At 34.4% G+C, this 18,620-nt stretch carries 20 protein-coding genes; 15 read left to right on the top strand and 5 right to left on the bottom strand.

Going from position 1 to position 18,620, the window contains the following annotated elements; all coding sequences use genetic code 11:
• The first annotated feature begins 134 nt into the window (after positions 1 to 134).
• Positions 135 to 1,061 (top strand): manganese-dependent inorganic pyrophosphatase, encoded by a 927-nt coding sequence (locus tag UtA1_RS01470; protein ID WP_096549811.1) that lies wholly within the window; start codon positions 135 to 137, stop codon positions 1,059 to 1,061.
• A gap of 40 nt (positions 1,062 to 1,101) precedes the next feature.
• Here UtA1_RS01470 and UtA1_RS01465 read toward each other — a convergent pair whose 3' ends face one another.
• Entirely contained in the window at positions 1,102 to 2,478 is a 1,377-nt protein-coding gene (locus tag UtA1_RS01465; RefSeq protein ID WP_096549810.1) for an FAD-dependent oxidoreductase, read from the bottom strand.
• 125 nt (positions 2,479 to 2,603) lie between these two features.
• Between UtA1_RS01465 and UtA1_RS01460 the strand changes: the two genes are divergently transcribed.
• Together UtA1_RS01460 and UtA1_RS01455 are read left to right on the top strand one after the other, a co-directional pair.
• A complete protein-coding gene (locus tag UtA1_RS01460) occupies positions 2,604 to 3,308 on the top strand; it encodes a DsbA family oxidoreductase (RefSeq protein ID WP_096549809.1) in 705 nt (234 codons plus the stop codon).
• Between the two features lie 119 nt (positions 3,309 to 3,427).
• Positions 3,428 to 4,066 (top strand): FMN-dependent NADH-azoreductase, encoded by a 639-nt coding sequence (locus UtA1_RS01455; RefSeq protein WP_016838340.1) that lies wholly within the window; start codon positions 3,428 to 3,430, stop codon positions 4,064 to 4,066.
• Between the two features lie 136 nt (positions 4,067 to 4,202).
• Here the strand turns inward: UtA1_RS01455 and UtA1_RS01450 are convergent, their stop codons facing one another.
• Positions 4,203 to 4,733 (bottom strand): YceI family protein, encoded by a 531-nt coding sequence (locus tag UtA1_RS01450; protein WP_026019078.1) that lies wholly within the window; start codon positions 4,731 to 4,733, stop codon positions 4,203 to 4,205.
• 252 nt (positions 4,734 to 4,985) lie between these two features.
• On the opposite strand from UtA1_RS01450, the gene murB reads away from it, so the two are divergent.
• The 9 genes from murB to UtA1_RS01410 all read left to right on the top strand — a co-directional run bounded on the left by murB (position 4,986) and on the right by UtA1_RS01410 (position 11,111).
• Positions 4,986 to 5,897, top strand: a complete 912-nt coding sequence (murB, locus tag UtA1_RS01445; RefSeq protein ID WP_016838338.1) for a UDP-N-acetylmuramate dehydrogenase — start codon at positions 4,986 to 4,988, stop codon at positions 5,895 to 5,897.
• Between the two features lie 134 nt (positions 5,898 to 6,031).
• The gene (locus UtA1_RS01440; protein WP_096549808.1) at positions 6,032 to 6,805 is read left to right on the top strand and encodes an exodeoxyribonuclease III; all 774 of its coding nucleotides are present in this window, start codon (positions 6,032 to 6,034) and stop codon (positions 6,803 to 6,805) included.
• A 212-nt stretch (positions 6,806 to 7,017) separates the two neighbouring features.
• Positions 7,018 to 7,302, top strand: coding sequence for a late competence development ComFB family protein (locus UtA1_RS01435; RefSeq protein WP_096549807.1), 285 nt, complete (start codon positions 7,018 to 7,020; stop codon positions 7,300 to 7,302).
• A gap of 465 nt (positions 7,303 to 7,767) precedes the next feature.
• The gene (locus UtA1_RS16915; protein ID WP_172597780.1) at positions 7,768 to 7,911 is read left to right on the top strand and encodes a hypothetical protein; all 144 of its coding nucleotides are present in this window, start codon (positions 7,768 to 7,770) and stop codon (positions 7,909 to 7,911) included.
• Between the two features lie 159 nt (positions 7,912 to 8,070).
• Positions 8,071 to 8,484, top strand: a complete 414-nt coding sequence (gene mntR, locus UtA1_RS01430) for a transcriptional regulator MntR (protein ID WP_016838335.1) — start codon at positions 8,071 to 8,073, stop codon at positions 8,482 to 8,484.
• Positions 8,485 to 8,508: 24 nt separating this feature from the next.
• A complete protein-coding gene (locus UtA1_RS01425) occupies positions 8,509 to 9,363 on the top strand; it encodes a CvfB family protein (protein WP_172597803.1) in 855 nt (284 codons plus the stop codon).
• Between the two features lie 106 nt (positions 9,364 to 9,469).
• The gene (locus tag UtA1_RS01420) at positions 9,470 to 10,393 is read left to right on the top strand and encodes a DUF1002 domain-containing protein (protein ID WP_096549805.1); all 924 of its coding nucleotides are present in this window, start codon (positions 9,470 to 9,472) and stop codon (positions 10,391 to 10,393) included.
• Positions 10,394 to 10,446: 53 nt separating this feature from the next.
• A complete protein-coding gene (locus UtA1_RS01415; RefSeq protein ID WP_096549804.1) occupies positions 10,447 to 10,725 on the top strand; it encodes a GNAT family N-acetyltransferase in 279 nt (92 codons plus the stop codon).
• An 83-nt stretch (positions 10,726 to 10,808) separates the two neighbouring features.
• Complete coding sequence (locus UtA1_RS01410; protein ID WP_096549803.1) at positions 10,809 to 11,111, top strand: hypothetical protein; 303 nt, start codon at positions 10,809 to 10,811, stop codon at positions 11,109 to 11,111.
• Positions 11,112 to 11,478: 367 nt separating this feature from the next.
• Here UtA1_RS01410 and UtA1_RS01405 read toward each other — a convergent pair whose 3' ends face one another.
• Together UtA1_RS01405 and UtA1_RS01400 are read right to left on the bottom strand one after the other, a co-directional pair.
• Positions 11,479 to 12,999, bottom strand: a complete 1,521-nt coding sequence (locus tag UtA1_RS01405) for a succinate CoA transferase (RefSeq protein ID WP_016838330.1) — start codon at positions 12,997 to 12,999, stop codon at positions 11,479 to 11,481.
• A 347-nt stretch (positions 13,000 to 13,346) separates the two neighbouring features.
• Positions 13,347 to 13,997, bottom strand: a complete 651-nt coding sequence (locus tag UtA1_RS01400) for a LytTR family DNA-binding domain-containing protein (protein WP_016838328.1) — start codon at positions 13,995 to 13,997, stop codon at positions 13,347 to 13,349.
• A 484-nt stretch (positions 13,998 to 14,481) separates the two neighbouring features.
• On the opposite strand from UtA1_RS01400, the gene UtA1_RS01395 reads away from it, so the two are divergent.
• The 3 genes from UtA1_RS01395 to UtA1_RS01385 all read left to right on the top strand — a co-directional run bounded on the left by UtA1_RS01395 (position 14,482) and on the right by UtA1_RS01385 (position 17,116).
• Entirely contained in the window at positions 14,482 to 15,285 is an 804-nt protein-coding gene (locus tag UtA1_RS01395) for a helix-turn-helix transcriptional regulator (protein ID WP_016838327.1), read from the top strand.
• A 91-nt stretch (positions 15,286 to 15,376) separates the two neighbouring features.
• Positions 15,377 to 16,135: a membrane protein insertase YidC gene (gene yidC / locus UtA1_RS01390; RefSeq protein WP_096549802.1), complete on the top strand. Its 759-nt coding sequence runs from the start codon at positions 15,377 to 15,379 to the stop codon at positions 16,133 to 16,135.
• A 111-nt stretch (positions 16,136 to 16,246) separates the two neighbouring features.
• Positions 16,247 to 17,116 carry a M15 family metallopeptidase gene (locus UtA1_RS01385; protein ID WP_096549801.1) on the top strand — a complete coding sequence of 290 codons (870 nt, stop codon included), beginning with the start codon at positions 16,247 to 16,249 and terminating at the stop codon, positions 17,114 to 17,116.
• Between the two features lie 44 nt (positions 17,117 to 17,160).
• Here the strand turns inward: UtA1_RS01385 and cls are convergent, their stop codons facing one another.
• Entirely contained in the window at positions 17,161 to 18,615 is a 1,455-nt protein-coding gene (gene cls / locus UtA1_RS01380; RefSeq protein ID WP_016838324.1) for a cardiolipin synthase, read from the bottom strand.
• Positions 18,616 to 18,620 lie beyond the last annotated feature (5 nt).

Here is an 18,620-nt window from a genome sequence, read left to right as displayed (position 1 = left end):
TCGTAAAACTTTGAATTTTTCAAAAACGTTTTTGTTTTTCATAAATTTTATGTTATATGTTACGTTTTTCTATTATAAGGAAGTTATGATAAAATAGACACGGACTATACACAAATTTAGGAGGAACTATTTGAATGAGCAAAGTAGTAGTTTTCGGACATAAAAACCCTGATACAGATTCGATTACATCCGCAATCGTTTATGCTTATTTAAAACAGCAACTCGGAGTAGATGCAGAAGCTGTAAGACTTGGTGAAATTAATAATGAAACAAAATATGCTTTAGAAAAGTTCGGTTTCGAGCCACCAAGACTTATTTCAAATGTTGCAGAAGAAACTGGTGTAGTTATTTTAGTTGACCACAATGAGCGCCAACAATCTGCAGACGGAATTGAAAACGTAAAAATTTTAGAAGTTATTGACCATCACCGTATTGCAAATTTTGAAACAGCTGATCCGTTATATTATCGCGCAGAACCAGTTGGATGTACGGCAACGATTTTAAATAAAATCTTCAAAGAAAAAAATGTTGAAATTCCTTCAAACATTGCTGGATTAATGCTTTCTGCCATCATTTCTGATACGCTTTTATTCAAATCTCCTACTTGCACGGAAGAAGATGTACAAGCAGGTAAAGAGTTGGCTGAAATTGCAGGAGTGAATGCGGAAGAATACGGTCTTTCGATGCTAAAGGCTGGTGCGGATCTTTCAGATAAATCTTTAGAAGATTTACTTTCTTTAGATGCGAAAGAATTTACGTTTGGTACAGTGAAATCCGTTGTTGCTCAAGTGAACGCAGTTGATGTGAATGATGTGTTGAACCGTAAAGAAGAATTAGTAAGTTTACTGAATAAGAATGTTGAAGAAAAAGGTTTAAACTTATTCTTCTTCTTTATTACTGATATTTTAAACAACGATTCCGTAGCGATAGTTGCAGGAAATGCTGCTCTAGATGCAGCAAAAGCATTCGGTAAGGAATTAGTGGATAACCAATTCGATTTACCAGGAGTAGTTTCACGTAAAAAACAAGTAGTTCCTGTGTTGACAGATGCATTAAGTTAAAAAAAGACGGTGTTCAAGGTAAATCCTTGACACCATTTTTTTATTCCAATGATAGTGGATATACTGCTGGGCCTTCAATGACGTTGCCCAACTTATCGAATCGTGAACCATGGCAAGGGCAATCCCAAGTTTCATCCGCTTCATTCCATTGTGTTTTACAACCTAAATGGGTGCATTTTGGAGCTTCTATTCGCATTAAATATCCTTCTGCGAGATTCGATACTGTAAAGCCAATTTCCTTTAACATTCGCATAAAAGTTTTCCCGAACATATTTCTCGAAGGACTATAAAGATATTGGGCAGGGTGCTGTCCCTCAGTAATTTGTGTTGAAATCATTTCACCTGCAACAAGCGAGTTGGAAAGCCCCCATTTCCGATAACCAGTAGCAATATATATACTCGGTTCACTTTCTGAAATGCGACCTACGTATGGAATATAATCAGCCGTATTTGGATCTTGAGCACTCCATAAATATTCAGGTTTAGGCAAATCGAAAGTAGACATAAGCTCTTTTTCTAACATGTCATAATAAAATTGTGTGTTTTGAACAGCACCTGCAACATGGGAGCTGCCGCCGAAAATAAAGTATGGTTGATGATTAATTAAAGCTGTTCGAATTGTTCGAGAAGATTGATCGGTAGATAAATATTGCCCTTTCAATATCTCCGAAGTTTTCGTTGCCATTAAATAAGAACGGTCAATGGATAATTTTGCAATTTGCAGCCCCTTTATCGCCTCGATGGGATAATGGGTTGCAAGCACTATGGATTTGAAGTTTACTTCAAAATGATTCTCCGTTAAAAGGCGATTTTCATCAATAATTAATTTTGTTACCCTTGTATTTACAAATAGTTTTGCTCCCGCTTTTAATGCTAATTTTGCAAAATGATTCGTAAATTTCGTCGGATGGATTTGATAGGTATTTTCCATTTTTAATGCAGTGATCACATCAAAAGGCAGTTCAGTATCAGTTGTTTCGATTCCTTGTATACCTATTTTCTTGTAAGCCTCTATTTCTTTCTTGATTTTTTCCGCACCCTGTTCTGTTGTTGCATATAAATAAGAATCAACTCGTTGGAATGTATCCGCTATTGCATCATGAAGTGCGTTTTCAATAGCCGTTGCATTGGCATCATAATAGGTGCGCACTTCTTCTTCATTAAAAGTGTTTAGTAATAAATCATAAACTGCACCATGTTGGGGAGTTAGTTTTCCCGTAGAGTGACCTGTTGTACCATACGCAACAGAAGATTTCGCTTCTAGCAAAACAACATCTATCCCTTTGTTTGCAAGAAGATAGGCAGTATAGACCCCCGTTAATCCACCGCCAACTATACATACATCGCAGTTCAGGGAAGTGGATAATGATGTTAAAGATAAAGGGGTTACATTATGTAACCAAAGCGAATTCTGCATGAAAATCCCCCTAAAAATGTGTTTTTTACGAGTATGTAAAAAAAATCATTACATTATTCAGTAGGAGCATATATTTTGTTGTTTTAAGATGATACAAGTAAAATAGCGAAAAAGGAGGAAAAGAAATGAAAGTAGAAGTTTGGTCAGATTTCGTTTGTCCATTTTGTTATATCGGAAAGAAGCAGTTGGAGAAAGCAATTCAAGATACAGGGTATATTGGACAAGTGGAAGTAGAATTAAAAAGCTTTTTATTAGATCCTACAACATTAGAAGATTCGGATGAGTCCATTTATGAGCATCTATCAAAAAAATATGGGATGCCGATTGATGAAGTAAAGAAAATGACAAACAGTGTTGTACAGCGGGCGAATGAAGTAGGACTTCAATATAATTTTGATGAACTAAAAACAGCAAATACTTTAAAGGCTCATCGATTGTCAAAATGGGCTTATTCAAAAGGAAAAGGTATAGAGTTCAGTGAACGGGTATTCCATGCGTATTTCATTGAAGGGAAAGCTATTGGAAAAGAAGATGTGTTAATCAAATTGGCAGAAGAAGTTGGACTTGAGAGTAAAGAAGTAGAAGAAATATTGAAGAGCAATCGATTTTCTGAAGAAGTCGAAAAAGATATTCAACAAGCTCAAATTTACGGTATTCGGGGTGTTCCATTTTTTGTATTTGAAAACAAATATGCAATCTCAGGAGCACAACCTCAAGAGTTATTTAAGCAGACAGTAAAGAAAGTAGCTGAAGAAAAAGGATTAAAACCATCATTACAAATGCTCGGCGGAGACGGAGATATTTGCTCGGACGGACATTGCGATATTTAATTTCAGCCAAAAGTATGAGTGTTATTTGCTTGATAAAATGAATCCCCCCTTTTATACTTGATTTTGTGAATCTTGAATTTGAGATGTTTTAAATTAAAGAAAGGGAGCATATATACATCATGAAAAATGTGTTAGTAATTAAAGCAAATAACCGTCCAGACGGAATTTCAACAAAAATGTTTGAAACATATATTGAAGAAGCGAAGAAAATTGAAAATATTAATCTAAAAATATACGATGTTTTCGAAGAAGATATGCCATATTTCGGTCAACAATTATTCGATGCATTGGCAAAACAAAACGAAGGTAAAGAATTAACGGAATCAGAGTCTCGTTTACTAGCTGCGAAGAAAAAAGCGATGGATTTAGTAAAAGAAGCAGAAGTAATCGTTGTTGCTTTCCCATTATGGAATTTAACAATTCCTGCACCTTTACACACATTCATTGACTATATTTATCAAGCAGGATTTATGTTTAAATATAATGAAAAAGGGCAACTAGTACAGTTATTAACAGATAAAAAATTCGTCATTTTGAACGCACGAGGTGGATATTACTCATCACCAGAAGCTCAACCGATGGAAATGAGTGTAAATTATATTAAAAATGTTCTTGGTAATATTGCGGGAATGGAGCTTCTTGATGAAGTGATTATTGAAGGCCATAACGCTGAACCAAATCGAGCAAATGAAATAATTGAAGCAGGTTTAGAACAAGTAAAAGCTTCTGTTCAAAAACTAGTACCAGTAGCAGTTTAATAGAAAAAGTGGTGCCTGGAGTGATTTCAAGGCACCTCTTTATTGTATATAAATGTATGGACGCTTCAATATGTATTTATTAAAAATGTTTATCTAATCCACTATGTTTCTTAAATAGATTTAGATTTATAAAACACTATAGTATTGGATAAATTTCAAATTCCGCATTAACATCTACTAATTCTCCAATTAGAAGTCCTCCAGATTCTAACCTTGCATTATAAGTTAAGTCAAAATCTTTTCTGTTGATTTTCGCTGCTGCTGAAAATCCATATGTATCTTGTCCCCAAGGGCTTTTAACATGTCCTTTATAAGTCGTTTCAAAGATCACAGGTTTTGTTACTTCTTTTATTGTCATATCACCATGTATGTAAAATTTATTATGATCGATTTGTTCTATGCTTGTTACGTTATAAGTGATTTTTGGATATTTATCCGCATAAAAAAACTCGTTTGAAGTTAAATGTTGATCTCTCAATAAATCGTTTGTTGAAATACTGGCTACATCAATTTCTATACTAATGTTTGCATTTATTAAATCTTCAATTGAATCTGCTTCGATTTCCGCATGATAAGAATTAAAATGGCCTATTACATTTGCTATCATCATATGTTTTACAGAAAAAGTGATGGAAGAGTGGGAAAAATCTACAGCAAACTTTTTCATTTTTTCACCTGCTTTCAACATTCTTATTTTCATAATAGTTTATTATAATGTTAGAGACAATACTTGGAAGTATTATTTATAGTCTAAACTTTTATAACTAATGGAAAACATGGTACACTTATCGAGGAAAGATTTATGTTTTGAAAAGTTGGAAAATAATCGTAAAATTCTTGCAATTAAAGCATATATTTGCTTGTCAAAAAGTATACAATTACAGATACAAGGTTTAATACAGGAAAGGAATATGCTTTTATGACAATTGAACAATGGGTTAAGGATTTATCTGGGGTTACAAATAAAGAAAATATAAAAATAAACGAATCGTTAAAAAAATATACAATGACACAACTTGGAGGAAATGCTGATATATTAGTCATGCCGGAGACGGAAGAGGAAGTTGAGGCAATTGTACAGTATACGTATAACCATCAAATTCCGTTGTTAATTTTAGGAAATGGTTCTAACATGATTGTTCGTGACGGTGGCGTTCGTGGAATTGTAATGAATTTATCGAAACTCAATCAAATAAAAATTGAAGGAACCGAAGTGTATGCACAAAGTGGAGCACTTATTATGGATGTTTCCAAAAAAGCAGCAGAAGCAAGTTTAACAGGCTTAGAATTTGCTTGTGGAATTCCAGGTTCAGTAGGTGGAGCAATGGCGATGAACGCCGGTGCTTACGGTGGAGAAATCAATGACATCATCGTTCATTCCACAGTACTAACTAGGGAAGGAAAGCGTCTTGTATTATCAAAAGAAGAATTGGAATTAGGTTATCGAAAAAGCATTATAGCTCAGAAGAACTATATTGTGCTTTCATCATTATTCCGACTAGAAAAAGGTAATAAAGAAGAAATTGATGCAAAAATTGCAGATTTGACTTATAAACGACAATCTAAACAGCCGTTAGAATATCCTTCAGCAGGAAGCGTATTTAAACGCCCACCAGGTTATTTTGCTGGAAAATTAATTCAAGATAGTGGTCTTCAAGGAAAAGGGGTTGGCGGAGCAGAAGTTTCTACAAAACATGCCGGGTTTATTATTAATAAAGGAAACGCAACTGCGACGGATTATATAGAAACAATCAAAATGGTCCAAAAAGTTGTAAAAGAAAAATTTGGTGTTGAGCTAGAACTTGAAGTGAAAATTGTTGGAGAAGATTAATGTCCAAGATAAATCATTGGAAATTTCCCAATTGAATCTTTATTATTCATAGGGAGGTAGCAACCTTCATTAAAAAGGTTGCTTCTCCCTTATTTTGTTTTTCGTTAAATTTTTCATACGTAGTAGGTGGGAAAGTGAAATTTATTTCGTGGAATGTTAATGGAATACGAGCTTGTTTAAAGAAAGGGTTTTTAGACTACTTTAATAGAATGGATGCAGATTTTTTTTGTATTCAAGAAACGAAATGTCAAGTGGGACAAGTAGAGCTGCCGCTAAAAGGATATTATCAGTATTGGAACTATGCAGAGAAAAAGGGATATTCAGGAACAGCAGTTTTTACGAAGTATAAACCTCTCTCCGTAAAATATGGAGTCGGAGAAATGGATTCTGAATCAGAAGGCAGAATTATTACATTAGAATACGATTCATTTTATTTAGTAAATGTGTATACACCAAATTCACAGAGGGATTTAGCAAGATTGGATAAACGATTGCAATGGGAAGATGATTTATTCGATTATTTGAAAGCGTTAGATTGTAAGAAGCCTGTTATTTATTGTGGAGATTTAAATGTCGCTCATCAAGAAATTGATTTAAAAAATGCCAAATCCAATATCGGAAATTCTGGATTTACCTTTGAAGAAAGGGAAAAAATGACAAGATTATTATCAGAAGGTTTTACTGATACGTTTCGATATTTATATCCAAACCGAACAGATGCATATACTTGGTGGTCCTATATGAATAAAGTAAGAGAACGAAATATTGGATGGCGTATCGATTATTTTATCGTTTCAGATTTGATTGTCGATGCGATCATAAATAGTGAAATACATTCTGAAATTTTAGGAAGTGACCACTGTCCAATTGTTTTGGAATTAAATGAAAATTTATTAGTTCGTAAATAATAGGTAATTATTAATAATAGATAGTCCTACTAAAGATATAACATCAAGGGGAATGTAAAAATGTTAATAAAAATAGCAAATTTTGAAACAATTCTACAAGATGAAATTGCATTTATAGGGATTTCTATGAAAAAATAACTTGATACTATTGAGTATTTTGTTCTATCCGTTTATAGTATTACTTAATAAAAGTGAACGGAGGGAAACAATGTATGTCACAACTTAGATTAGTAAATGTAATGGAAGAGATAGTAAGCGGACTTGTTCGTTATTTTTTACGAAGTGTGGAATATCAAACATTCTGTAATTGTGAAGAATGCGAATTAAATATAGTGGCAAATGTGTTAAATAATTTGCCTACATATTATGTAGTTTCTTTAAATGCTCGAGAAGAAGCGTTTAAAGAATTAAAGGACTCAAGAAATATAGAAAACATTAATAAGGAAATCATACGTGCCATTCATGCTGTGGGCAAAAGAAGTGGCCATGTAGAGTAATGATGTCCAAAAAGTTGAAAACTAAACTTTTTGGACATTTTTGGTGCGCCCGGCATGTACATGAACTATAGGGTGTAAGTCCCGAACCCCGAAGACAGAAGTAGAGGTTAGCCAAGAGCAAGGGTGTCCGTGGTGACGCGGAATCTGAAGGAAGCTGGAGGCAAAACACCGGTCCGAGGAACACGAACCTCATATAAGGCTAGGTATGATTGAGTGAGTTTGCCAAACAAAACAAAGCTCTTTCTGTCGAAGGTCATATCGAGTAAATGAGGCGGATAGATGGTGTGAAAGTGCATGTACTTACCCGGGGAGGTCTGGCGGATAGGTGAAGTACGCTTCATAACCTACTTAGTGATAAGTAGCTGAACCGTCAGAAGTCAGCAGAGGTCATAGTATTAGTTGGTCTAGAACAACTGAGAAGGACCGAACAATTAAGAGAGAATAGCCCTTGGCATTCAGTGAGTCATGATGAACACAGAAAACGTAGTACCTCACTTGAGGAAGGAAGCGGTGAATCCCGTGGGAGACCTTTTGGAGGGTGGAGTGACCACTGGCATAAGAAGACAAGCTATTCACGGAAGTTATGAAAACTTGCGTCAATTATCTTAATTGAACCGCCGTATACGGAACCGTACGTACGGTGGTGTGAGAGGACGGGAGTTAATCGCTCCCTCCTACTCGATTTTGGTTCTTTTGCCGTTAAAAGTTACATTTTTTAGTTACATTGTAGTAAACTGAATATGATAGACGAAAGTGAGGGGTCGTGTTATGCCAACACCTAGTATGGAAGATCATATCGAACAAATATATTTATTAATTGAAACAAAAGGATATGCCCGGGTGTCTGACATAGCTGAAGCTTTATCGGTTTTACCTTCCTCCGTAACAAAAATGGTGCAGAAACTAGATAAAGACGGTTATTTGGTATATGAAAAATACAGAGGGTTAACACTTACACCAAAGGGAGAAAAGCTTGGGAAGCGACTTGTTAAACGACATGAACTTCTTGAGCAATTTTTAAGACTCATTGGTGTTGATGAAGATAAGATTTATGAAGATGTGGAAGGGATTGAACATCATTTAAGTTGGAATTCAATCGATCGCATCGCAGATTTAGTTCAATTGTTAGAAGAAGATGAGGAAATTGTAAAAAAGCTTGAAAAAATGAAACAACAACCATAATTTATTGGCGGAAGGGAAGCAATAATGAAAGATTTAAAAGCTGGTCAAGTAGTAGAGCTAACAGTCCTAGAGAAAGCTGGTTCAAGGTGGATACTGACAAATGGTGAACTAGAAATCCCACTTAATAGTTCTGAAGCAGCTACCCCTCTCACAGTAGGAGATTGTATAAAGGTATTTTTATATGCGAATCGCCGTGGGGAGTTATTAGCGACAACAATGGTACCGCATATTATTCAAGGAGAATATGGATGGGCAAAGGTATTAAAAATCTCGAATGAAGGTGCTGTTGTAGATATCGGCTCAACTCGGGAAGCCCTTGTGAAAGCAGAAGATTTACCAAAAATTCGTTCTTTATGGCCTAAGGCAGGAGATCATTTATTTATTACGTTGTATACAAATCGAAAGGGCGAATTGTTTGGGCGTCTCATAACAGAAGAAAAGGTAAGTGAGTTGTACGAAGAGGCTTCTGAAAAATTGTTTAATAAAAATATAATGGCTCGAGCTTATCGGCTATTGCCAGTAGGTTCGTTTTTATTAGGTATAGATCATCCTTATCGAATATTTGTACACCATAGTGAAATGGAATCTGAACCAAGGCTAGGGCAAGACGTAGAAGTTCGGATTATTGCTGTCAAGGAAGATGGAACAATGAATGGTTCCATGCTACCTCGCAGTCACGAAAGACTCAGCAATGATGCTGAGAAGATTTATGAGTACCTACAAAGTGTAGGAGGAAAGATGCCTTTTAGCGATAAGTCGACTCCGGAAGAGATTTATGCAATGTTTGATATGAGTAAAGGTGCATTTAAACGAGCTTTAGGTGTGCTCATGAAACAAAAAAAAGTAAAACAAGAAGATGGTTGGACGGAAATAATTTAATGCTTCTATGAATAGACACAAAAGGACAGTACGGAAACCTTTTGTGTTTTTTATTCGTACTAATTATGAGCAAACCTGAAGTTTAGGTTTGAAAGGAGAATGATGAATGAAGAAATGGTTGTCAATCATAGCTGGTTTGTTTTTCATGTTCAGTACGCTTATGCCTGGACAAGCATTAGCCACTCCTAAAACGATTAACGAAAAACTAGGTGTTCCAATAGTGGTTTATGGTGCAAACCTTTCAGATACTGAAAAAGAAATGGTACGAGAAGTATTAAGAGTAGATGAAGAACAAGAAGTAGATGAAATCATCGTTTCGGGACAAGACTTAGTAAAATACATTAGTAATAGTAATCCAAATGCTCGCATGTATTCTTCCGCCAAAATTACTCGAGAAGAAGAGGGGAAAGGTCTTACAGTCAGCATCGTAACGCCGGAAAATATAACAGAAGTGACATCTGAAATGTATGCGAATGCCATGTTGACGGCGGGCCTAGAAGATGCAACGGTGGAAGTAGCCGCTCCAAAGCCAGTAACGGGACATTCAGCCCTTGTTGGAATTTACAAAGCATATGAAGTAAAAACAGGAGAAACATTAGATATTGAAAGAACAGATGTTGCAAACGAAGAATTATATGTCGCAACAGAACTTGCTGATAACGCAAATATTAGCGATGAACAAGTTGCGCAGTTATTAACGGAGATTAAAAAGCAAATTGCTGAAATTGATCCACAAACAAGGGAAGAAGTGGAGAAAATAGTAACAGATCAATTATCAAAATTACAAATTGAGTTAAGTGATGCTGATAGACAAATGTTGATTGATTTAATGGACCGAATTCGACAGCTGGATATTGATTTTTCAAAATGGGCAGATCAATTGTCAAACATCAGTTCAAAGATTGAAGAAAAGTTTGGAAATCTTCTGCATGATGAAGGATTTTGGGAAAAAGTGAAAAACTTCTTTAGTAAATTAATCGAAACAATTTCCTCATGGTTCTCATCTTCTGAAGAACAGGAAGCAAACTAAATTACAATGCATGTTCCCTATGATATAGTAATTCAAAAAGGGGTGGAATGTTTATGGAATTCAAACTTGTTGAAAGAGGGACGAACTACTTTGCTTTTGAGTATGAAAAAGATGGGAAAATGTTAGCGGAAATTACGTGGAATCAGCATGATGGAGTAATGGATATGACGCATACCTTCGTTTCACCAGAGCTTCGCGGGCAAGGTGTCGCGAAAAAATTATTAGAACGGGCAGTGGAATATGCGAGGGAACATCAATATAAAATGAATCCTATATGCTCATACGTCGTGAATGAGTTTCGTAGCGGTGTATACGATGATGTAAAAGCGTAAAAGATAAGTGACATAAGAACATTATGTTTTTATGTCACTTTTTTTATTGTCAGTAAGAAAAGAAAATGAAAGGAGTTATTTCCATGGCAAAAGGGAAAGGTGTTGTATTGACTGCATTTGTAGCAGGTGTAGCAGCATTTCTCAGCAAAAAAGAAAATCGAGATAAAACGAAGAAGATGATAAAAAATATGAGGACAACATTCTCGAAGGAAACGGACTTTGGTGAAAAGCGTTATAGCAAAAATAATAATAATGATTTAAAAGAAATTGCTGAAACGGCTGCAGATGATACTGAAACAAAAATTAGAGAAAACAATATGATTGCAGAAAGTGGACTACAAACGGCAGTTATTTATTATAACGAAAACAATCAAGAAGTTAGATAACTATTTTAGTGCAAGGTTGGGATAACGAACTCAAAAGAAAAATGGTCGTAGTAGCGACGAGAATTGTGGAAACTTATTTTGACTACCACAGGAGCAAATCATAAATAATTTGAGGATGTCTTGAATATTTTCGGCTTTCTAGACCCCCCCCAATCGGCCATTTTATTTAGCGCGGTGTTATTGTCCCAACCTTGCAATTGTTTATGCTTTATTATCAATCTGTTTTCTTTAAAGCCCCTCATAATACATATTGATAGTTTGGAAATTTTCTTAATATGTGGAAGCTTTGAACGTATTCGATTGATGTAATGTTCTAAAAAAATAGCACAAACCAATGATTAGTTTGTGCTATTAATAAAATCATACATTATTTTACTTCTACTTCTTTTTTCATCGTGTTGTTTTTCAATAGGTTCACGTGCCAGCTTAATGCTTCCTCTAAAATATGAGGAGTTTGAACATTTCCGTATTTTTCTACTGCTCGATGATAATAATCCCAAAGTTGATCTTTGAAATCTGGATGCGCACAGTTTTCAATGATTAACGGCACTCGTTCTTTTGGCGCTAGACCACGTAAGTCAGCGATACCTTGTTCAGTTACGATGATGTCCACATCATGTTCAGTATGGTCATGGTGTGAAACCATTGGAACGATGGATGAAACTGCTCCACCTTTTGCATAAGATTTTGTTACGAAAATAGTTAGACGAGCGTTACGAGCAAAGTCTCCAGAACCACCGATACCGTTCATCATTTTTGTTCCAGCTACGTGAGTAGAGTTCACGTTACCGTAAATATCTACTTCAAGTGCAGCGTTAATAGAAATTAATCCGAGGCGACGAACGATTTCTGGGTGGTTAGAAATTTCTTGAGGACGCAAGCAAATTTTATCTATATATTTTTCAATGTTGCCATATACTTTTTGCTGTGCTTCAGCAGTTAAAGTAATGGATGTTGCAGATGCAAAGTTTACTTTTCCAGCGTCGATCAAATTAAATACAGCATCTTGTAAACATTCAGAGTAAACTTGTAAATTTTCAAATTCAGATTCTTTAAAGCCGTCTAAAACAGCATTTGCTACAGATCCAACTCCAGATTGAATCGGCATTAATTGGTTTGTTAAACGTCCAGCTTTAATTTCAGAACGGAAGAAGTCTAATAATAAATTTGCCATTCTTTGTGTTTCTTCATCTGGATCAACGATTAGTGAAGGAGCATCTGGCTCTTCAGAAATGACAATTGCTTTAATTTTCTCTGGGTTAACGCGAATTCCTTTTTCACCGATTCGTTGGTTTGCATTTGTTAAAGGAATTGGTTCACGCTCACCTTGAGGACCAGGAATATAAATATCATGAATACCAATTAAAGTTTCTGGATGGGAAATATTTAATTCAAGAATGATATTTTCAGCGTATTGTGCAAAAATTGGTGCGTTACCTACAGATGTAGTTGGAATAAGTAATCCATCTTCAGTAATTGCACAAACTTCAATAATTGCATATTGAATTGGACCGATAATTCCTTGACGTACTAACTCAGCATTGTGTGAAAGGTGTGCATCTACATATAGAATGTCACCTTTGTTGATCAAATTACGCATTGCTCTTTCGCCTTGGTAAGGTCCACGTTTACGAATAACGCCAGCTTCTGCAAGGTAATGGTCTACTTCAGGTCCAAGTGAAGCACCAGTATATACATCAATTTTGAATTGTTCTTTTTTTGCTCGTTCAACAAGAGCCATAGGAACAACTTTCGCATCCCCTGCACGTGTAAAACCACTCATGCCGACTACTGCACCATCTGGGATAAGGGCAGCTGCTTCTTCGGCAGATACAATACGTTCTTTTAATTGTGGTATACCAATTCTTTTTTCAATGATTGAATTCATATAATCCTCCCCTTTATTGATGTTCGTGTTGAACAGAGAAAAAAGCTTGTAAGAATTTTCAGTATATTGAGCGAGTAACGTTGCCATGCTCAAGAATACATTAATAATAGCACTTCTTTGTCACACAATCTTCAAATGTTGCATGAAAATGCTTAATTATCGTTTGAACGAGAAAATACGAGATTTTTCGACAAAAAATTATTTTAGAAAATTAAAAAACTATATAAATATGTTGGTTGATATAAAAAAACGCCGCTTTCTCAAAGGAAAACGGCAATTTTATTTAAAAAATTTATATGATGAAATTGCTGCAAAGTATGTGCCAAAACACTTTCGTTAGCGAAATATTAGAAACCTAATGAACGACGGAAGTAGCTTGCATATCTTTGGCTTACAGGAATTCTAGTACCATCTTTCATAACTAAAAGGAATGTTGAATGGGAATCAGGTTGAATTTCATCAATATAATCGATGTTTACGATATATGAACGATGGCAACGAATAAAATGGTCGTTGGATAGGAACAGTTCAAGATCGCTTAGATTTAAACGATGGAATCCTTCTTTATCCATTGTTTTTACGAAAGTTTTGCGAAGTTGAGTTTCTAAATAAACAACTTCATTATGTTTAATTGGATACCAGCAATCATCAACTTTGATTGTAATGTAGTTTGTTAAAAAAGGTGATGGCTTTTGAGGGAAAATAGCAGTGACAGCCCCTTTAATTTCTCCTTCAGTAATTAAAGGGATACTCATACCATAGTAAGGAACGCCAAAAACATCGGATTCAATGTAAGTGTTGATTTTTTTACCATATTGTATTGCTTTATATGCAGCAGAACCTTCTTTAATTGGGTCGCCAGGTTTAATTTTTAAGTCCACATGTTTACTTGGCTGATAATATATATATTCTTTAGTATCTGAAATAGCGATGGATGTATTTTCAGGGAAGAATTCTTTAATGACATCCATAATTTCTTCTATTTCTTTTGGATCCACTCTAAAACACCTCGTTTGTCCACATTTATAATTTTAATAATTTCTATTTTACTACATATTTTTAGAAAAGAAATAGAGAAGAATGTAATAACATAAGAACATTTTGCATCTGAGTTAATGAAAAAATTTGTTGAAAAATCTAGTTCTATTTTATTAGGAAATATATATTATTGAAAAACAGAAATCACATTTCCATAGTGTGAATCAAAGATAATATTCATCGGTAATTTAATTAGGAAATGGGAGTTGAAAAAAAAACGAAAATTATGGTAATATTCACTTTAGTTATAAATATTTATTTAAATTTTCAATTTTTTTCGGTCTTTAGGACAGATTTTTAGTATGAAACTAATCAAATTGTCACCTTTTTCATATTAAAAAATTTTTATTTATAGCATTTTTATGATTGGTTATATTAGTATAGTAACTATTGACATATATACGATTGATGCAAATTTCATTCTGAAGAAAGATGGGGTATTTTATGCAACTACACCAACAATCAATTTCTGAAACGATTTCGAAGAGATATTTTCAAGAAATTGACAGTATTAATCAATACACCGGTATTGAAGAATTTTTTACCATTGAATCACGTCTGTTATTTGAAATATTCCATTTGGAGGCAGATAAGGCGAAAAAATCATTGCACGAGCTAATTGATATCTTATCAATTCGTTTTGGAAAGCAAGTTATTAAAGAAGTTAGAAATTATTTTATGACACTTTCCTCGATTGTTGCAAGAAAACTTATGGAGAATCAAGTGCCTTCGAAGAAAGCCTTTGCCTTTAATGTTGCTTGTATAGACATGATTCAAAATAAAATGAAAGATGCAGAGTTCTTACAGTTTGCTGATGAGTTAATAGACTTTTATGTAAGTTTTATTGCGGATCGAAAACAACCTACATTCCGTCATCAAACTGTCAATAAAGTAATCATGTACATAAATGATGAATTAGAAAATGATTTAACGGTAGAAAGTATTGCGCAAAAATTTCATATTAGTACAAGCCACCTGTCCCGCATTTTCCGTGAACATGTAGGAATTACATTGGTAGAATACTTAAATGTAAGAAGAGTAGAAGAATCCCAATACTATTTAAGACATACAAATAAAAGCATTACATCCATTTCTGAACAATTCCATTTTTGCAACCAAAGTTATTTTACTCGTATTTTTAAAAAGTATACCGGAGTTACACCGAAACACTTCAGAGATGAATTGCATCATGATTTTTTTAGATTCGAACTTCCAGAAACAGCAAACGTCGAAAAAGAAAAAATATAAAGTTGTTTTTCATTTTGACACCTGCTGTTTGAAATTATAAAGTATATTCCGTATACTTCAATTTAGTTAGAATTTAATAGTAGGTGGAAAAATGAAAAAACTAATGCTGTTTTCACTTTTCGGCATCATGTTATTAGTGTTATCAGGATGCCAAGCAGTTGAAAATCAAGAAGGATTCTTTTATCATACCTTTGTCAAGCCAATGGATTGGTTGTTGAATACGCTTGGCGAATGGTTTGGCGGTAGTTATGGTTTAGCGATTATTGCGATTACAATTCTCATTCGCCTTATTTTGATGCCTTTTATGTTGCGTAATTATCGCCAACAATCGATTATGAAATCCAAAATGGATGTTATTAAGCCTAAAATGGATGAAATCCAAGAAAGATTAAAAAAGGCAACAACAAAAGAAGAACAAATGAAAATTCAACAAGAAATGTTAGCCTTATACCGTGAACATAATATTAACCCGTTAAATTTAGGATGCTTGCCGATTTTAATTCAAATGCCGATCATCATGGGGCTATACTTTGCTATTCTGTATTCAGACGAGGTAAAAACTCACGAATTTTTATGGTTTAATTTAGGAACACCGGATTTCGTTATAACGGCAATAGCTGGTATTGTTTATTTCATACAAGCGAGAGTTTCATTATGGACAGTTCCAGAAGCTCAAAAGCAACAAATGAAAATGATGATTTATATCTCGCCGATTATGATTGTAATCATCTCAATTTCGTCCATGGCGGCATTACCGTTATATTGGTCCGTCAGCGGGATATTACTAATTTTACAAACCTATATAGGAAGAAAATATTATTCTGAGCATCCAGTTGAAGAAGCAAAATAAGTAGTTTAGTCGAGTCTAAATGGGCTCGACTAATTTTTTTGAAGTAAATATGAGAAAATAGTGTTAAAATAATAGAGCGTGTTTTGAAATGAGACGGGATTAGGTGATTTTATGAAAAACAAAAAAAAGCATTATACACTACTTGGTATTTTGTTGATAATGATCATTGCTATTGTCTCCATCGTTTTCATTAATAACAATCTGAACAATGAGAGTGAAACAATTAAAACGGAAGATCAGGCTATTTCAGAAGAAAAAGAAAATGGGCTTGAAGAAGCAAAGGAAAATTCTGAAGTATTAGAAGATGAATTGGAAAATTCCAGCGACTCACAAGATGAAGGAAAAGTTGAAGGGGAAGAACCTCACCAAAAACCACAACAGCAACAACAACAGAAACCAGAAGATAAGAAATACAAAGAGAATAATGGTTATATTGAAGGGCAAACATTGCCTAGTGAGCCTACTTATATTAAGGGAGTACTGATTGCGAATAAAAAATATCCACTTCCAAAAGATTATGCACCGGGTGAAAACGTAGAAGCTCGTGCCGCTTTTGAGTTGATGGCCCAAGAAGCAAAAACATTAGGTTTTGAATTAGTAGCATTTAGTACATATCGTTCTTATGAATATCAGGAATTACTTTATAACAAATATGTAGAACGAGATGGCAAAGAGAATGCAGATCGCTACAGTGCACGTCCTGGTTATTCCGAACACCAAACAGGCTTAGCCTTTGATATTGGTGAAAAAGGCCGTGAAGATTTATGGCTTACAGAAGCGTTTGGACAATCGGAAGCTGGTAAATGGTTAGCAGAGAATGCACATAGATACGGCTTTATATTAAGATATCCGAAAGGGAAAGAGCACATTACAGGTTATATGTATGAATCTTGGCATTTTCGTTATTTAGGCGTGGAGCTTGCAACTAAAGTAAAAGATTCAGGAGTGACTTTAGAAGAATATTTGGGAATTGATAAATAAAAAGAATTCGTTTTTCCAAAGGTTTTTTTGGAAAAACGAATTCTTTATAATATTGGAGTTAACAGTCTAGAAATTGACTCTTTAAATTTGATTATGACTGAACGATTTTCGTATTGTTCCAGTGTTAATTCTCTAGAATCTAAAATATCTTTTTCAAAGATTTCGGCTAATTCATGGCAAACAAGTTTATCATAAATAAATGCATTCACCTCAAAGTTTAATTTAAAACTTCGAACGTCGATATTAGCAGTTCCTACTGAAGCTGCTTCATCATCAATCACAATGGTTTTCGCATGGATAAATCCTTTATCGTAAATATACACTTTCGCGCCCGCCTTCAATAATTCCCCAATATAAGAATAAGTAGCCCAATAAACAAACAAATGGTCAGGTTTATTTGGAATCATAATACGAACATCGATTCCCGATAGGCTAGCCACTTCAATTGCATTTAAGAAGCTGTTATCCGGAATAAAATAAGGTGTTTGAATATAAATATACCGTTTTGCTTCCATGAGTAATTTCAAATATGCGTTTTTAATTGTTGGCCAGTCTGTATCAGGACCACTGGAGATAATTTGCATAGCCACATCCCCTTTTTTAGGAATGGCAGGAAAATAACGTTCTGAATACTCTATTTTGTGTTCGCTAGCTTGATTCCAATCTAAAATAAAGCGAGTTTGGATTGGAAGAACTGAACTGCCTTCTATGCGTAAATGGGTATCTCTCCAGTAGCCAAATTTATTGTTTAAACCTATATATTCATCCCCGACATTAAACCCACCAATGTAGCCAATTCGACCATCAATCACGACGATTTTTCGGTGGTTTCTAAAATTCAAACGCGGATTAATAAGCGGGAAAATCGAAGGGAAAAATACTTCAACTTCTCCACCTAATTCAATCAATTCTCTAAAATGTCTTTTTTTTATGCTTCTTGAACCCATTTCATCGTATAAGATTCTAATTTTGACACCCTGTTTTGCTTTTTTCTTTAATACTTCATAAATTCTTTGCCCTAAATTATCGAGCTTGAAAATGTAATATTGAATATGAACATGATCTTTTGCATTCAATATGTCATTGATTAATGACTGGAATTTTTCAACTCCATCATCAAAAATTTGAACTTGATTATCCTGCGTAAGAATGGCATCTCCCGTATTTAAATTCATTTGAATAAGATTTTTATAATTTTTAACGTAGTTTTCATTAAACTGAAACGTATCATTTTCAAGGGCTTCTATTTGATATTTGATTAAATTGTCGATGCCAATATCTTTTTGTCCATCCCAGCGAAATAAATGTTTTTTTCGTAGTTGTCTGCCAAGCAATAAATATAAAATAAAGCCAATTAAGGGTAGGAAAAATAAAACAAGGATCCATGCCCAAGTGGAAGATGCATCTCTTCTCTCTAAAAAGATAATTGTAATGGCAAGAATAATATTTAAAGCAAATAAGATAGGAATGAAAGGGATTGAATTAATGATGATGCTCATTCCAC

The organism is Ureibacillus thermosphaericus (genome assembly GCF_002370195.2).
In the GTDB taxonomy this organism is placed as follows: Bacteria; Bacillota; Bacilli; order Bacillales_A; family Planococcaceae; genus Ureibacillus; species Ureibacillus thermosphaericus.
The sequence above is the reverse complement of the archived record's forward strand: the minus strand, read 5'-3'. Positions and strand labels throughout refer to the sequence as shown.

Excerpts from the sequence above, each read along its gene's own strand:
- UtA1_RS01470 (WP_096549811.1), top strand. The coding sequence starts at position 135 with ATGAGCAAAGTAGTAGTTTTCGGACATAAAAACCCTGATACAGATTCG.
- UtA1_RS01465 (WP_096549810.1), bottom strand. The coding sequence starts at position 2,478 with ATGCAGAATTCGCTTTGGTTACATAATGTAACCCCTTTATCTTTAACA.
- UtA1_RS01460 (WP_096549809.1), top strand. The coding sequence starts at position 2,604 with ATGAAAGTAGAAGTTTGGTCAGATTTCGTTTGTCCATTTTGTTATATC.
- UtA1_RS01455 (WP_016838340.1), top strand. The coding sequence starts at position 3,428 with ATGAAAAATGTGTTAGTAATTAAAGCAAATAACCGTCCAGACGGAATT.
- UtA1_RS01450 (WP_026019078.1), bottom strand. The coding sequence starts at position 4,733 with ATGAAAAAGTTTGCTGTAGATTTTTCCCACTCTTCCATCACTTTTTCT.
- murB (WP_016838338.1), top strand. The coding sequence starts at position 4,986 with ATGACAATTGAACAATGGGTTAAGGATTTATCTGGGGTTACAAATAAA.
- UtA1_RS01435 (WP_096549807.1), top strand. The coding sequence starts at position 7,018 with ATGTCACAACTTAGATTAGTAAATGTAATGGAAGAGATAGTAAGCGGA.
- UtA1_RS16915 (WP_172597780.1), top strand. The coding sequence starts at position 7,768 with ATGATGAACACAGAAAACGTAGTACCTCACTTGAGGAAGGAAGCGGTG.
- mntR (WP_016838335.1), top strand. The coding sequence starts at position 8,071 with ATGCCAACACCTAGTATGGAAGATCATATCGAACAAATATATTTATTA.
- UtA1_RS01425 (WP_172597803.1), top strand. The coding sequence starts at position 8,509 with ATGAAAGATTTAAAAGCTGGTCAAGTAGTAGAGCTAACAGTCCTAGAG.
- UtA1_RS01420 (WP_096549805.1), top strand. The coding sequence starts at position 9,470 with ATGAAGAAATGGTTGTCAATCATAGCTGGTTTGTTTTTCATGTTCAGT.
- UtA1_RS01415 (WP_096549804.1), top strand. The coding sequence starts at position 10,447 with ATGGAATTCAAACTTGTTGAAAGAGGGACGAACTACTTTGCTTTTGAG.
- UtA1_RS01410 (WP_096549803.1), top strand. The coding sequence starts at position 10,809 with ATGGCAAAAGGGAAAGGTGTTGTATTGACTGCATTTGTAGCAGGTGTA.
- UtA1_RS01405 (WP_016838330.1), bottom strand. The coding sequence starts at position 12,999 with ATGAATTCAATCATTGAAAAAAGAATTGGTATACCACAATTAAAAGAA.
- UtA1_RS01395 (WP_016838327.1), top strand. The coding sequence starts at position 14,482 with ATGCAACTACACCAACAATCAATTTCTGAAACGATTTCGAAGAGATAT.
- yidC (WP_096549802.1), top strand. The coding sequence starts at position 15,377 with ATGAAAAAACTAATGCTGTTTTCACTTTTCGGCATCATGTTATTAGTG.
- UtA1_RS01385 (WP_096549801.1), top strand. The coding sequence starts at position 16,247 with ATGAAAAACAAAAAAAAGCATTATACACTACTTGGTATTTTGTTGATA.
- cls (WP_016838324.1), bottom strand. The coding sequence starts at position 18,615 with ATGAGCATCATCATTAATTCAATCCCTTTCATTCCTATCTTATTTGCT.